Annotated in this window: 12 protein-coding genes; 2 read left to right on the top strand and 10 right to left on the bottom strand. The window is 72.1% G+C overall.

Annotation, left to right across the window (positions count from 1 at the left end):
- Window positions 1-85: 85 nt before the first annotated feature.
- Entirely contained in the window at window positions 86-1,306 is a 1,221-nt protein-coding gene (locus tag ABZZ79_RS37505; RefSeq protein ID WP_356696780.1) for a saccharopine dehydrogenase C-terminal domain-containing protein, read from the bottom strand.
- 129 nt (window positions 1,307-1,435) lie between these two features.
- Between ABZZ79_RS37505 and ABZZ79_RS37500 the strand changes: the two genes are divergently transcribed.
- Window positions 1,436-2,140: a TetR/AcrR family transcriptional regulator gene (locus tag ABZZ79_RS37500; protein WP_356696778.1), complete on the top strand. Its 705-nt coding sequence runs from the start codon at window positions 1,436-1,438 to the stop codon at window positions 2,138-2,140.
- Between the two features lie 287 nt (window positions 2,141-2,427).
- On the opposite strand, the gene ABZZ79_RS37495 is transcribed toward ABZZ79_RS37500, so the two are convergent.
- Window positions 2,428-3,342, bottom strand: coding sequence for a LysR family transcriptional regulator ArgP (locus ABZZ79_RS37495; protein WP_356696812.1), 915 nt, complete (start codon window positions 3,340-3,342; stop codon window positions 2,428-2,430).
- Between the two features lie 90 nt (window positions 3,343-3,432).
- Here ABZZ79_RS37495 and ABZZ79_RS37490 point away from each other — a divergent pair, with 90 nt between their 5' ends.
- Window positions 3,433-4,047, top strand: coding sequence for a LysE/ArgO family amino acid transporter (locus tag ABZZ79_RS37490; protein ID WP_356696776.1), 615 nt, complete (start codon window positions 3,433-3,435; stop codon window positions 4,045-4,047).
- Between the two features lie 10 nt (window positions 4,048-4,057).
- Here the strand turns inward: ABZZ79_RS37490 and ABZZ79_RS37485 are convergent, their stop codons facing one another.
- The 8 genes from ABZZ79_RS37485 to ABZZ79_RS37450 all read right to left on the bottom strand — a co-directional run.
- The gene (locus ABZZ79_RS37485; RefSeq protein WP_356696774.1) at window positions 4,058-4,513 is read right to left on the bottom strand and encodes a cyclic nucleotide-binding domain-containing protein; all 456 of its coding nucleotides are present in this window, start codon (window positions 4,511-4,513) and stop codon (window positions 4,058-4,060) included.
- A 356-nt stretch (window positions 4,514-4,869) separates the two neighbouring features.
- On the bottom strand, window positions 4,870-5,100 hold the full coding sequence (locus tag ABZZ79_RS37480) for a hypothetical protein (protein ID WP_356696772.1): 231 nt from the start codon (window positions 5,098-5,100) through the stop codon (window positions 4,870-4,872).
- A 32-nt stretch (window positions 5,101-5,132) separates the two neighbouring features.
- On the bottom strand, window positions 5,133-6,506 hold the full coding sequence (locus ABZZ79_RS37475) for an NAD(P)/FAD-dependent oxidoreductase (RefSeq protein ID WP_356696770.1): 1,374 nt from the start codon (window positions 6,504-6,506) through the stop codon (window positions 5,133-5,135).
- Between the two features lie 226 nt (window positions 6,507-6,732).
- Window positions 6,733-8,631 (bottom strand): AMP-dependent synthetase/ligase, encoded by a 1,899-nt coding sequence (locus tag ABZZ79_RS37470; RefSeq protein ID WP_356696768.1) that lies wholly within the window; start codon window positions 8,629-8,631, stop codon window positions 6,733-6,735.
- A 175-nt stretch (window positions 8,632-8,806) separates the two neighbouring features.
- Window positions 8,807-9,892, bottom strand: coding sequence for a glutamate--cysteine ligase (locus tag ABZZ79_RS37465; RefSeq protein WP_356696766.1), 1,086 nt, complete (start codon window positions 9,890-9,892; stop codon window positions 8,807-8,809).
- A gap of 57 nt (window positions 9,893-9,949) precedes the next feature.
- Window positions 9,950-12,163 carry a 1,4-alpha-glucan branching enzyme gene (gene glgB / locus ABZZ79_RS37460; protein ID WP_356696764.1) on the bottom strand — a complete coding sequence of 738 codons (2,214 nt, stop codon included), beginning with the start codon at window positions 12,161-12,163 and terminating at the stop codon, window positions 9,950-9,952.
- 5 nt (window positions 12,164-12,168) lie between these two features.
- Window positions 12,169-13,551, bottom strand: coding sequence for a maltokinase (locus tag ABZZ79_RS37455; protein ID WP_356696762.1), 1,383 nt, complete (start codon window positions 13,549-13,551; stop codon window positions 12,169-12,171).
- 28 nt (window positions 13,552-13,579) lie between these two features.
- Window positions 13,580-14,152 (bottom strand): alpha-glucosidase C-terminal domain-containing protein (locus tag ABZZ79_RS37450; protein WP_356696760.1); only part of this gene is annotated, 573 nt, incomplete at its 5' end.

Below are 14,152 nucleotides of genomic sequence, written 5' to 3'. Positions count from 1 at the left end.
TTCGGGTCACCTGTCGACGGGTGGGTGAAACCGAGAGTTCCAGCCGTGCTGCGGCACCCCTCCGGGCGCCGCACGCCTCGGTCCGTCACTGCTCGCGGATGCCCCACGGGGAGCCGTACGCCGTCAGCAGGTCCAGGAAGGGGCGGGCCGGGAAGGCCTCCGGGCCGAGCACTCCCGCGCCGCTCCAGGCGCCGGTGGAGAGGAGTTCGAGGGCGACGACGGGGTTGACGGCCGTCTGCCAGACCACGGCCTGGCAGTCGTACTCCGCCATCGACCACTCGTTGTCGACCACGTGGTACAGGTACACCTCGCGCGGCGCCCCGTCCTTGGTGCCCCGCACCCAGGTGCCCGCGCAGGTCTTACCCCGCATCCGGTCGCCCAGCGTCGCCGGGTCCGGCAGACAGGCCGCCACCAGGTCCCGCGGCGAGACGGCCACCGGACCGGCCGCGCTCGGCACGGTCACCGGCTCGGTGCGGTCCAGGCCCAGCAGCCGCAGCGTCTTCAGCGTGCTGATGAACTCCTCGCCCAGGCCGTACTTGAAGGTGACCCGGCGGGCGTCGACCCAGCGCGGCACGAGCAGCACCTCCTCGTGCTCGACGTTCACGCACTCGACCGGGCCGATGCCCTCGGGGAAGTCGAAGACCTCCGGCTCGCTGAACGGCTCCGTGGTGAACCAGCCGCGGTCCTTCTCGTAGACCACCGGCGGGTTCAGGCACTCCTCGATGGTGGTCCAGATGCTGAAGGAGGGCGCGAAGTCGTAGCCCTCGACGGTCAGGTTCGCGCCGTCGCGGACGCCGATCTCCTCGATCTCGTCGAACAGTTCGTCGGCGGCGTGCCGGGCGAACACGTCCGACAGGCCCGGCTCGACCCCCATGCCGACCAGCGCCAGCGCACCCGCCCGCGCCCACGCGTCGGCCTCGGCGAACTGCTCGTCGCCGAGCTTGACCCCGCACTCGGCGTAGGGGCGCTCGGCGTGCGGACGCGACAGGGACATCGCCATGTCGACATATCCGGCTCCGGCCGAGCGTGCCGCCCGGAACAGCGGCATGACGAAACGCGGGTCGGTGGCGTTGAGCAGCACGTCGCAGCCGTGCCGCCGCAGCAGCGCGGTCACGGCGGCCTCGTCACCGGCGTCCACCCGCTCGGCCGTGAACCGGCCCTCGGCCGCGCCGAGCGCCGCGACAGCGGCCTCGGCACGGGCCGGGTCGTAGTCGGCCACCACCATCGCCTCGAAGAACGTGCGCCGGGCCGCGATCCGTGTGATCGCGGTGCCCACGCCACCCGCTCCCACCAGCAGTACACGCATGACAACAACTCCCTGGGTCGGTCGACGGTCGAACAGGTGGGGCCCCTGAGCGAGATACAACGCCGTGCGGTCGCATAAGGTCAATGGTGTTGGCGTAAGCAGCGGAGCGGGCCCGGGAAAGGGACAATTATGGCCAAACAGGTGGTCCCTGAGGGGAAGCGGCGCCGCCGCAGGCCCACCAGAAGCGGCACGGTGCTCTCCGAGGCCCTCATCGTCGACACCGCCCTGCGGCTGCTGCGCGAGCACGGCGGCGCCGGACTCTCGGCCCGCCGCCTCGGACTCGCCCTGGACTGCGACCCCAGCACCCTGTACCGCTACTTCCGCGGCATGGACGACCTCACCCTCGCCATCGGCGACGCGCTCATCGACCAGGCGCTGCGCGGCTGGGCGGCCACCGGGCGGTGGCGGACCGACCTGAGGAGCGTCGGCCTGCGCATCCACGCCGCCTACGTCGCCCATCCGCAGGCCGCGCTGCTCACCGCGAGCCGGGTCACCGGACGGGCGAACGAACTGGCCGCCGACGAGGCCGTCCTCGGCATCCTGCGCACCGCGGGCTTCCCGGTGCCCGAGGCCGTGCGCGTCTACCACGCCTTCGTCGACCAGACCCTCGCCTTCGCCGCCCTCGACGCCGCCTCCCTGGCCCTGCCCCACGCCGCCCTGCGCGCCGACGAGGACAAGTGGCGCTCGACGTACGCCCGGCTGCCCGCCGCCACCCACCCCCACATCGCCGAAGCGGCACCCCTCCTCGCGCGGCGCATGCTCGACAGTGCCTATCCGACCGCCCTGGAGATGCTGCTCGACAGCGCCGAGGCCCGGCTGGCGACCCTCCGCTGAAGCCTTTCCGAGCGGGCCCCGCAAGGGTGCCCCGGCTTGCTGATGGCGGCTCTCCTCCCAGGGTGCGGCCACCTACGCCTTCTACCGCGCGAACGGCATCACCCTGCGGCTGACGCGCACCGACGTGCTGCGCTGCGAGCTCTCCGACGACGCCTCGGAACTGCCCCGCACGAAGTAGTGGGAGCCCCTGGACGAGTTGTACACAGTCGACCGGCTCGCGGCCCGCTGGGGCAGCTACCCGCAGGGCACCGGCAGGGTCGTGTGATTCGAGTACCCCTTCCCCGAAGTCACCGAGCCCCCCGACTGACCCCTCGCCGCAACGCCCGCCCCGCCGCCTCCACGACCACCTCCGCCACAGCCATCAGGGCCGGCGAATCCAGCTTCCACTGCTGCCAGTACAGCGGTACGTCCACCGGCCGGTCCGGCGCGAGTTCGACGAGGCGGCCGGTGTCCAGCAGGGGCCGGGCCTGGGCTTCCGGGATCATGCCCCAGCCGAGCCCCGCGGCGACTGCCGCGCAGAACCCCTCCGAGGTCGGGACGTAGTGCCGGTCCGGGCTCGCGGCGGGCCGTCCCAGGCGCCGCAGGAAGCCGTCCTGGAAGTCGTCGCGCCGGTCGAAGACCACCACCGGCGCCCCTGGCAGCAGCTCGGCGAGGGGGCGGCCGGCCAGGTGGCGGGCGGCGAAGTCCGGGTGGGCCGCGGCCAGGTAGCGCATGCGGCCGAGTCCGCGCACCGAGCAGCCGGGCACCGGGTCGGCGGAGGAGGTCACCGCGGCCATCACGGCTCCCTCGCGCAGCAGCGTGGCCGTGTGGTCCTCGTCCTCGCGGCGCAGATCGAAGCGGAGCGGGGGCTCCGGCGGCAACGCGGTCAGGGCGGGCAGGAACCAGGTCGCCAGCGAGTCGGCGTTCACCGCCACCGACACCCGGGTCACCTCCCCGGCACCCCGCATGCCCAGCTCGGCCCGCGCGTCCCGCTCCAGCCGGGCCAGCTGCCGGGCGAACCGCACCACGACCTCGCCCGACTCGGTCGGCCGCACCGGTTTGGTGCGCAGCAGCAGCACCCGCCCGGTGCGCTGCTCCAGGGCCTTGACCCGCTGGCTGACCGCGGACGGAGTGACGTGCAGTACCGCGGCGGCCGCGTCGAAGGTGCCCTCGTCGACCACCGCGAGCAGGGTCCGCACCTGGTCGAGGGGCAGCTCCGGCATCCCGGAAACGGTGTCGGTCTTCACGAGCGCTAAGGATACGTAAGAATCTTTAGCTGTACGCGCAGTGATCCTTTCCTTAGCGTCGACGGCATGAGCAACGCACTGTCCGCCGCCGCCGCGGGTTTCGGCACCGGCCTGTCCCTGATCGTCGCCATCGGCGCCCAGAACGCCTTCGTCCTGCGCCAGGGCGTACGCCGCCACGCCGTCCTGGCCGTCGTCGGCATCTGCGCCCTGTCGGACGCGCTGCTCATCGCACTGGGCGTGGCCGGGGTCGGTGCCGTGGTGGTGGCGTGGCCGGGCGCGCTGACCGCGGTCGGCTGGATCGGCGGGGCGTTCCTCGTCGGCTACGGCGCCCTGGCCGCGCGCCGGGTGCTGCGGCCGCGGGGCGCGCTGAGTTCCGAGGGGGAGGCGGCGGGGTCACTGCGGCGCGCGGTGCTGACCTGTCTGGCCATGACCTGGCTCAACCCGCACGTCTATCTCGACACCGTCTTCCTGCTCGGTTCCATCGCCGCCGACCGGGGCCCGCTGCGCTGGACGTTCGGGCTCGGTGCGGCGTTCGCCAGTGTGTGCTGGTTCGCCGCACTGGGTTTCGGAGCCCGGCTGCTGGGCCGGCACCTCTCCCGGCCGGGCGCCTGGCGCGTGCTGGACGGGCTGGTCGCCGCCACCATGATCACCATGGGGGTGCTGCTGATCGCGGGCGGCTGAGCCCCGGGCCTCACAGCACACCGCGGCGGTTCACCGAGTACTGCTCCATCAGCTTGTTGCGGGTCGACTCCAGCCGGTGCGCCAGGATCTCCGAGACGATCCGCACCAGGGTCAGCCCGAGCTGCGGATCCTCCTCGCACAGCTCCAGCACGGGCCGCGCCTCGAACTCGTAGGCCCGCACGGGGCTGAAGGCCTCCGCGCCGAAGTCCCACTTGTACGGCGGGAAGAGCCAGGACCAGCCGAGCAGGTCACCCGCGCCGAGGCTCGCGACGGTCACCCGCTGGAGCGAGGTCACCCGCTGGTCGAGGGAGACCGCGCCGGAGCGGACGACCCAGAAGCGGTCGGCCGTGTCGCCCGCCTCGAAGATCCGGGCGTCCTCGGGGAAGGACACCTCGTGGGCGAGTGCCATCAGACGCTCGCGCTGCGGTGGGGGAAGGGCGGTCAGCAGTTTGATCGCTTTGGTCATGGCGCGGGGCTCCTGCCGGGAGACGTTCCGGTGTTTTCCCTACGCCCCATTTCAGCCGCCGACGGCCGCGTGAGCACCTCGGCGGACCGGGATTTGCCGCATCAGGGCAGAAAAAAGCCCTGGCTGGACGGGGGAAGCCAGCCAGGGCAGCTCTTGGCGGTGGGGTGGAGGAACGTACCGTCCGACTCCGTCACCGCTTATGGGTGAACGATAAACCATTGGCCGCTTAACGCAGCCGAAACAGGCGCGAGTGAGGGGTTTCACTCCGTCCGGCATTTCACACCGCCCGGACCAGCACTTCCGTCACTCGGGCCACGGCCCCACCACCGGGACCACCACCGGGACCACCGCCCGGGTCACGGCCTCCCGTCGCCCTCCGGACGTCTTCCGGGCGTCAGGATCTCGTCCAGCACCCCGATCACCACCTCGTACACGAGCCCGCGCGTCCGCGCCTCCCCGGCCGCGCCGGGATCCTGCGACCGCAGGGCCTCGGCGCGTTCCTGCCAGCCGCGCAGTTCCTCCACCGCACAGGCCCTGCTCCGCCGCATCCGGCGCAGCAATTCGTCGGCATCCACCACATCGGTCATACGGTCCCAGTACCCCGGCTCGCGCCGGGTTCTCAGCCCTCTTCGGCTTTCCCCTCCACCTGGGCCCGCACCTGCTCCGGCGACAGATAGGAGTCCGTGTACTCGAAGTCCTTCAGCTTCGCCGGCCGACGCAGCTGGAAGCCGGTGCGGACGAAATCGTCGCCCGCGACCGCGTTGAGCATCCAGTTGGTCAGCACCCGCGTCTTGGCGACATTGGTGCGCAGCGCACCCCAGTGATAGCCGCGGGCCACCGCCTGGGCGGGCAGCCCGTGCAGCTCGATCCCGAGCGGCTTGGACACCGCGTCCTTGCCGCCGAGGTCGACGACCAGCCCCAGGTCCTTGTGGACGTACGGCTGGAGCGGCTCGCCCCGCAGTTTCGCGATCAGGTTCTCGGCGACCTTGCGGCCCTGCCGCATGGCGTGCTGCGCGGTCGGCGGGCAGATCGCGCCCTCCTCGCCCTTGGCCAGGTCCGGCACCGCGGCCGCGTCGCCGAGCGCGAAGACGCCGTCCTCGCCCGGCAGGGTCATCTCGGGGGTCACCGCGAGCCGTCCGCGCACGGTCTGAGCGCCCAGGGTGCCGATCAGCGGGCTCGCCACCACACCGGCGGTCCAGATCAGGGTGCGCGTCGGCACCACCCGGCCGTCGGTGAAGGTGACCTCCTCCGCGCCCGCCTTGGCGATGGACACCCCCAGCGACACATCGATACCGCGCCGCTGGAGGACCTCCATGGCACTGCGGCCGAGCTTGTCGCCCAGCTCGGGCATCAACTTCGGCGCGATGTCGATCAGATGCCACTTGATCAGACCCGGGTCGAGCCGCGGATAGCGCTTGACCGCGGCATGCGTCAGCTTCTGCAGACAGGCCGCCGTCTCCGTGCCCGCGTAACCGCCGCCCACCACCACGAACTGCAGCCGGGAGGCGCGCTCGGCCGGGTCCTGGCTCGCGTCGGCGAGATCCAGCTGCGCGATGACATGGTCACGGATGTACGCGGCCTCCGCAAGGGTCTTCAGGCCGAACGCGTGGTCGGTGAGGCCGGGGATGTCGAAGGTGCGGGTGACGCTGCCGGGGGCCAGCACGATGTAGTCGTACGGCTCGTTCACCAGTTGGTCGGTGATGGTGCGGACCACGCACACCTTGGCCTTGAGGTCCACGCCGATCGCCCCGCCGGGGATGATCCGGGTGCGGTACCTGCTGCTGCGCCTGAGCGACAGGGCGATCGACTGAGGCGTCAGCACGCCGGAGGCGACCTGGGGGAGCAGGGGGAGATAGAGCTGATAGGCGAACGGTGTCACCAGGGTGATCTCGGCCTCGTCCGGAGCGAGAGCACGCTCCAGCCGCCGCACGCATCCCACGCCGGCGAAGCCTGCACCCACCACCAGGATCCTGGGTCGTGTCACGGTGTTCATCCCTTTCCGCGGTTCCAGGCGGGCTTTCCGCTACGCCGTGCGCCTGCCCCTGGATCGCTGCCTCGCACCACACTGATCCCACCGTGTCCCGAGCGGTCCCGCCAGCCGAGTGAGGCAGGCTGACGAACCCGCGGGGCACCAGCATGCAACCCCCGGTGCGCCCGTGGGCCCGGTCGGCCGGATCTCGTACGCATTTCCCCGAGTCGGCCGTTCACGCGGGCTCGGCTCAGCGGAACACGTCGTCGGAGTCGTCCCAGCCGAGCAGGTCCTCGGCAGAGGCCGGCCGCGGCACCCGGGTGCCCGCCTGGTACATCGCGTCGATCTCCAGCGCGTAGCGCTCCACGATCAGCTCCCTGCGCAGCTTCATCGACGGCGTCAGCAGCCCGCCCGCCACGTCGAACGGCGCCGGCAGCACCCGGAACACCCGGATGGACTCGGCCCGCGACACCACGCTGTTGGCCGCCGCCACCGCACGCCCGACCTCCTCGCGCAGCGCGTTCTCCTCCCGCGCCTCCCGGCTCAGCAGACCGCTCTGCCAGCGCTGCGCCGACCGCCAGTGGGTGAGGAACTCCGGATCCAGCGTGATCAGCGCCCCCACACAGGGCCGGCTGTCGCCGACGACGACCGCCTGGTGCACCAGCGGATGCATCCGCAGCCGCTGCTCCAGCGGCGCCGGAGCCACGCTGGTGCCGCTGCTGGTGATGATGACGTCCTTCTTGCGGCCCGTGATCGTCAGATAGCCCTCCGAGTCCAGCCGGCCCAGGTCACCGGTGGCCAGCCAGCCGCCCCGCAGCGCCGCGCGGGTGGCCGCCTCGTCGTTGACGTAGCCCTGGAACACCGACGGGCCGCGCACCAGGATCTCCCCGTCCGGGGCGACCCTGATCTCCGTACCGGGCAGGACCTTGCCGACCGTGCCCGACTTCTCCCGGCCCAGCGGCTGGCTGGTGATGCCGCCGCTGGTCTCGGTGAGGCCGTAGCCGTCGTTCACGTAGATGCCGATGCCCTCGTAGAACAGGGACAGCTCGCGGTTCAGCGGCGAGCCGCCCGAGGTGGCCCGCTGCACCTTGCCGCCGAGCGCGTCGCGCAGTCTGCGGTACACCGTCCGCTCGTACAGGGCGTGCTGGAACCGCAGGTTGGGCCCCGGACCGCCGCCGCGGCCCAGCCGGTGCCGCTCGGTGGCCGCGGCGAAGGCCCGCGCCGTCTCCGCGGCCCGCTCGAAGAGGGCTCCGTGGCCCGCCTGCTGGGCCGTGCGCAGGAAGTTCTTGTACAGCTTCTCGAAGATCGACGGCACGCCGTACAGATAGGTGGGCCGGAAGGAGCGCAGCGCCACGGACAGGGACGCCTCGCTCAGATCGGGCTCATGGCCCATCAGCACGCCGCCGCGCAGACAGATCTCCTGGATCATCAGGCCGTAGGCGTGCGACAGCGGCAGGAAGGCGAGGACCCTCGGCTGCTGTCCGGGAGGCGCCGCGGTGTGCCCCCAGCCGGCCAGCAGGGTGTCGCAGGGGCTCGCCAGGCTCCGGTGGCTCAGCGCGCAGCCCACCGGGCGGCCGGTGGTGCCCGAGGTGTAGGCGACGACGGCCGTGGCGTCCGGGAGCACGATCCGGCGCAGCGAGTCGACCGTGGTGGCGGGGATGAACGTCCCGCGCTCCACCAGCTGGCTCAGCCCGCCGGAATCCAGCTGCCAGACATGGCGCAGATGCGACAGCGTCGCGCACACCGAGCCGACGGTCATCACCGCGTGCTCGTCCTCGACCACCACGGCCACGCACCCGGCGTCCCGCAGGATCCACTCCACCTGGTCGCGCGAGGACGAGGGATGGACCGGCACGACCTCGGCGCCCACCGCCCACAGCGCGTGCGCGAACACCGTCCACTCGTAGCGGGTGCGCGCCATCAGGGCCACCCGGCTGCCCGGGGTGACACCGGACGCGACCAGACCCTTGGCCAGGTCGACCACCTGGTCCCTGAGCTCGACCGCGGTCACTTCCTCCCACCCGCCGGAGGAAGTGCGCCGGGCCAGCAACGGGACCGTGGGGCTGTGGACCGCGGCCTCGAAGACACTGTCGGCGAGTCCGCCGGACGACGGCGGGACGACGGGCGGAGCGAGAGCGAAGTCGCGCATGCGCTGCTCCTGGTCGGTACGGAATGTGACGGCGCCGACGAGCACTGTTATCGACGGTGGTCGAATCTAGCCCAGGAGTGAGCGGACCGTGTCGGGAATGGAATAACGGTTGCGCCTCGTTGATCTCGCCGTGCGAGGGGACTCGGCCGGCCCGGCCGACCCCGGTCCCGACGGCTCACTCCTGCGTCCGGCGCACGCAGCCGGTGACCACCTCGCGCAGGCTGCCGGTCCGCTTGTACAGGGCGCGCTGCGTCCGCGCGCCGTTGCCCTCGCGCAGCAGCAAGGCGGCGCCCGCGCGCACCCGTTCGAGGTCCCCGGCGGCGTCGAGCGCCTCGCTCACGTGGTCCAGCAGGGCCCCGACGACGTCCGCCGCCGGGGCCGGCCGCAGAGTGACCGGGTGCAGCAGGTCCCCGTCGAGCGCCCAGCGCGCGGCACGCCAGCTCGCCAGGCGCAGCAGACTCACGCTGTGCGCGGGCGCCGGCAGCCCCTGCCGCCACTCACGGGCCGCCGTCTCGACCAGGCCCCGCGCCAGCGTGGCCACGAGCACGGCGGTGTCGGCCCGCAGACACACGTCCGCCACCCGGATCTCCAGCGTCGGATAGCGCACCGACAGCCGGGCGTCGAAGTACACCATGCCCGCGTCGAGGAGGGCGCCCGTGGCCACCATGTCCTCGACCCTGCGGTGGTAGGCCTCGGCCGACCCGAACACCTCCGTCGGCCCGGCCGAGGGCCACTGCTGCCACACCCGGCTGCGGTAGCTGCTGTAGCCGCTGTCCCGGCCCTGCCAGAAGGGCGAGTTGGCGCTCAGCGCGGACAGCACCGCCAGCCACGGCCGGATCCGGTCGGCGACCGCCACGCCCTCCTCGTCGGAGTCCACACAGACGTGCACATGGCAGCCGCACACGAGCTGCCGGGAGGTGATGTCGTACTGCTCCGCCATCCACCGGTAGCGGCGGCTCATCCCGACACTCGGGCTGACCGGCAGCGGGGAGGTCGCCAGCGCGGCCACCGCGCAGCCCAGCTCCCCGGCGTGCCGCGCCGCCTCCGTACGGCAGCGCACGATCTCCGCCCGCAGCGCGTCCATGTCCTCCTGCGGCTGCGTGGCGAACTCCACCATCTGGTCGTGCAGTTCCTTCTCGAAGACCTGCTCGCCGGTGTCGCCCCGCCCCGCACGCGCCAGCACTGCGGCCGACATCGACCGCGGCTCCCCGCTCTCGGGGTCCACCAGGAGGAGCTCCTCCTCCACTCCGACGGTGCGCACCGGGTAAGGCCTTTCTGCAGCGGGTGACACGCACCCGACTGCCCCGTCGGAGGCGTTTCACACGGTGTACGGCCGCAACCACACCGTCGCCAGCGGCGGCAGCGTGATGCTGATGTGCCCGTCCTCCGGCTTCACCGGATCGGCGTTGACGACGTCACCGCCGCCATAGCGGGCCGCGTCCGTGTTCAGCACCTCCGTCCAGGCGACCGCGTCCTCGTGCAGGCCGAGGCGGTAGTCGTGGCGTACGACGGGGGAGAAGTTGCTGACCGCAAGCAGCGGATCGCCCCCGGCGTCGAAGCGCAGGAACGCGAAGACGTTGTCCTCGGCCGCGTGCGCGGCCACCCACCGGAACCCGGCCGGGTCGGTGTCGCGCTGCCACAGGGCCGCGGCGCCCCGGTACACGGTGTTGAGGTCCCGCACCAGGTCCCGCACGCCCCGATGGTCGGCCTCGGCCCCGTAGCCGGGGTCGAGCAGCCACCAGTCGGGGCCGTGCGGCTCGGACCACTCACCGCCCTGCGCGAACTCCTGCCCCATGAAGAGAAGCTGCTTGCCCGGGTGGGCCCACATGAAGGCCAGGTAGGCGCGGTGGCCGGCGCGCTGCTGCCACCAGTCGCCCGGCATCTTGGAGACCAGGGCCTGCTTGCCGTGCACGACCTCGTCGTGGGAGATCGGCAGGATGTAGTTCTCGCTGTACGCGTACACCATCGAGAAGGTCATCTCGTCGTGGTGGTACTTGCGGTGCACCGGCTCGTGCCGGATGTACTCCAGCGAGTCGTGCATCCAGCCCATGTTCCACTTCAGCCCGAACCCCAGACCGCCGCTGTCCGTCGGCCGGGTCACCCCGTCCCAGGCCGTGGACTCCTCGGCGATGGTCACCACGCCCGGCGCCCTGCGGTACACCGTCGCGTTCATCTCCTGGAGGAACGCCTTCGCGTCCAGGTCCTCGTTGCCGCCGAACACATTGGGCGTCCACTGGCCCGAGTCCCGCGAGTAGTCCAGGTAGAGCATCGAGGCGACCGCGTCCACCCGCAGGCCGTCGACGTGGAACTCCTCGCACCAGTACACGGCGTTCGCCACCAGGAAGTTGCGCACCTCGGTCCGGCCGAAGTCGAACTCCAGCGTGCCCCAGTCCGGATGCTCGGCGCGCCGCCAGTCCCCGGGCTCGTACAGCGGCTCCCCGTCGAAACGGGCCAGCGCCCAGTCGTCCTTCGGGAAGTGCGCCGGCACCCAGTCGAGGATCACGCCGATCCCCGCCCGGTGCAGCGAGTCGATCAGGAACTTGAGATCGTCGGGCGAGCCCAGCCGGCCCGTCGGCGCGTAGAAGCCGGTGACCTGGTACCCCCAGGAACCGCTGAACGGATGATGGGCGACCGGCATGAACTCCACATGCGTGAACCCGAGATCCCTGACGTACGGGGGCAGCTCCTCGGCCAGTTGACGATACGTCAGGCCAGGTCGCCAGGACGGAAGATGGACCTCGTACACCGAGAACGGCGCCTCGTGCACCGGGGTGTCGCCCCGGTGCGCCAGCCAGTCCGCGTCGTCCCACTCGTAGCGCGAGACGTGCACGATCGACGCCGTGTCGGGCGGCGTCTGCGCGCACCGGGCCATCGGGTCGGCCTTGAGCAGACGCTGCCCGTGCCGGGTGGTGATCTCGAACTTGTAGCAGGCGCCCTCTCCGATGCCCGGCAGGAACAGCTCCCACACACCCGACGCGCCGAGCGAGCGCATCGGGAACGCCGTCCCGTCCCAGCAGGTGAAGTCGCCCGTGACCCGCACGCCCCGGGCGTTCGGCGCCCACACGGTGAAGCGGGTGCCGGCCACGCCCTGGTGGGCCATCGGCTCGGCGCCGAGCGCCTTCCACAGCTGCTCGTGCCGGCCCTCGCGGATCAGATGCAGATCCACATCGCCCAGGGCGGGCAGGAAGCGGTACGGATCGTGCGTCTCCTGCTCGGGGTCGTCCCCGTACGCCACCGACAGGGTGTACTCGGGGATCGCGTCCAGGGGCAGCACGGCCGAGAACAGGCCGTCCCCCTCGGAGGCGAGCGGATGCCGGGCCCCGCCCGTCAGGACGCTCACCGAACGGGCGAAGGGCCGCAGCGCCCGGAAGGCGATCCCGCCCGGCACCGGATGGGCACCGAGCACCGCGTGCGGATCGTGATGCGCGCCCGACAGCAGCCGGCCCCTCTCGCCGGGGTCGAGTGCGGGAGCGGCCCGGCCCCGGGTCGGCGGGCCGGACGGCTCGGGCGGCGAAGTCTCACGCAGGGCCATGACTCTCAGTCTCCTCTCACGGCCAGGCGCTCGATCGCCGCCATCGGCACGGCGACCCAGTCCGGGCGATGCCGGGCCTCGTACAGCACCTCGTACACGGCACGGTCCGTCTCGTAAGCACGCAGCAGCGCGTGCTTCTTGCGCGGGTCCCAACCGGCCCGCTCGGCATAACCCGCGCAGTACGCCTCGCGGCAGCGGCGCGCCCACTGCGGCCGCCACGGGCGGCGCTGGCGGGCGGCGTAGTCGAACGAACGCAGCATCCCCGCGATGTCCCGCACCGGGGACTGCGGGGTGCAGCGCTCGGCGAGCGGACGCGACGGCTCGCCCTCGAAGTCGATGACGAACCACTCCCGCCCGGCCCTCAGCACCTGTCCCAGATGCAGGTCACCGTGGATGCGCTGGGCGGCGGGCCCCGGATCGCAGGTGACGAGCATGCCGAACGCCCCACGCAGACCCGGCACGAACGGCCGGAGCGCCGGCACGCTGTGCGCGGCCGCGTCCAGCCGTTCCGCCATCGCCGCCGCGGTACGCCCGTTCTCCGTGGGCGGGCCGCCGGAGAACGCCGCGGCCAGCGCCACATGCACATCGGCGGTGGCCTGTCCCAGCGCGTGCGCCTCGGCGGTGAAGTCGTCGCCGGTGGCGAGCGCGTCCAGGGCGAGGGTCCAGCCGTCGGCCGCGTCGGACAGGAACGGCTGGAGCACCCCGAGCGTCGCCCCCTGCGGCTGGGTCGTGCGGAACCACGCCACCGGCGCGGGCACCCGCCGGCAGCCCTGCCCGGCCAGCGCGCTCGTCACCTCCAGGTCCGGGTTGACGCCCGGCTGGATCCGCCGGAACACCTTGAGGATGTACGAGTCCCCGTACACCAGCGAGGTGTTGGACTGCTCGGCGTCCAGCAGCCGCGGCGGCAGCCCGGACGGCACGGCCACGCCCGGGGCGGTCTCGAACCGCAGCGGACCCAGACTGCCCGGCCGGCGCAGCCGCTCCAGGAGCAACTGGGCCGACCGGGGGTCGCGCAGCGCGTCGTAGACCGCCATCCCGGCCAGCGGGCCCTCCTGCGCCCTGCCCACCAGAGCCCGGCCGAGCCGGGGCGAGAGGTGTTCCTGGATGCCGAGGATGAGCTGGTAGCAGTCACCGGGCGGGGTGGCGGCACCGGGCGCGGGCACGCCCGCGTGCCCGGACGGGCTCGAGGCGTGGTCCGCGTGCACCAGCAGATGCAGACAGCCCGGGAACAGCTCGGTCAGCGACAGCAGGCGCAGTTCGGTGACCGGCCGGTCCTTGCCCGCGAACCAGCGCTGCCGCGGGAGCCACTCGCGCAGCAGGCCGTCCAGCGAGGCCATGGGCCGCACCGGCCCCGTACTGTCCCGGTGCAGGGATGCGGTCTTCGGCATGGCGCCGCGTCCTTTCCTCGGAGCACGCTCACACTCGTCGGCCGATGCGGGATGCCACTCGGGTGAGCCGGAACCAGTAGAAGCCGTGGCCCCCCAGGGTCAGCAGATACGGCAGCTCACCGATGGCTGGGAACCGCACCCCGCCGAACAGTTCGACCGGGTGACGTCCCTCGAACCTCCGCAGGTCCAGCTCGGTAGGCTGGGCGAACCGCGAGAAGTTGCTCACGCAGAGCACGATGTCGTCCCTTCCGTCCTCGGACGAGGGGGCCTCGCGCAGGAACGCCAGCACGGCCGGGTTCGACGACTGCAGTTCGGTGAAGCTGCCGAGCCCGAAGGCGGGGTTCTGCTTGCGGATCTCGATCATGCGGCGGGTCCAGTGCAGCAGCGAGGAGGGCGACGACATCGACGCCTCCACGTTGGTGACCTGGTAGCCGTAGACCGGGTCCATGATGGTCGGCAGGGAGAGCCGGCCCGGGTCGGCGGTGGAGAAGCCCGCGTTGCGGTCGGGTGTCCACTGCATGGGGGTGCGCACCGCGTCGCGGTCGCCGAGCCAGATGTTGTCGCCCATGCCGATCTCGTCGCCGTAGTAGAGGATCGGCGA

This window comes from Streptomyces sp. NPDC006458, from assembly GCF_040612135.1.
GTDB lineage: Bacteria > Actinomycetota > Actinomycetes > Streptomycetales > Streptomycetaceae > Streptomyces.
The sequence above is the reverse complement of the archived record's forward strand: the minus strand, read 5'-3'. Positions and strand labels throughout refer to the sequence as shown.

Bases quoted from the DNA above. Each gene is read 5' to 3' on its own strand.
- ABZZ79_RS37505 (WP_356696780.1), bottom strand. From the start codon at position 1,306: ATGCGTGTACTGCTGGTGGGAGCGGGTGGCGTGGGCACCGCGATCACA.
- ABZZ79_RS37500 (WP_356696778.1), top strand. From the start codon at position 1,436: ATGGCCAAACAGGTGGTCCCTGAGGGGAAGCGGCGCCGCCGCAGGCCC.
- ABZZ79_RS37495 (WP_356696812.1), bottom strand. From the start codon at position 3,342: ATGCCGGAGCTGCCCCTCGACCAGGTGCGGACCCTGCTCGCGGTGGTC.
- ABZZ79_RS37490 (WP_356696776.1), top strand. From the start codon at position 3,433: ATGAGCAACGCACTGTCCGCCGCCGCCGCGGGTTTCGGCACCGGCCTG.
- ABZZ79_RS37485 (WP_356696774.1), bottom strand. From the start codon at position 4,513: ATGACCAAAGCGATCAAACTGCTGACCGCCCTTCCCCCACCGCAGCGC.
- ABZZ79_RS37480 (WP_356696772.1), bottom strand. From the start codon at position 5,100: ATGACCGATGTGGTGGATGCCGACGAATTGCTGCGCCGGATGCGGCGG.
- ABZZ79_RS37475 (WP_356696770.1), bottom strand. From the start codon at position 6,506: ATGAACACCGTGACACGACCCAGGATCCTGGTGGTGGGTGCAGGCTTC.
- ABZZ79_RS37470 (WP_356696768.1), bottom strand. From the start codon at position 8,631: ATGCGCGACTTCGCTCTCGCTCCGCCCGTCGTCCCGCCGTCGTCCGGC.
- glgB (WP_356696764.1), bottom strand. From the start codon at position 12,163: ATGGCCCTGCGTGAGACTTCGCCGCCCGAGCCGTCCGGCCCGCCGACC.
- ABZZ79_RS37455 (WP_356696762.1), bottom strand. From the start codon at position 13,551: ATGCCGAAGACCGCATCCCTGCACCGGGACAGTACGGGGCCGGTGCGG.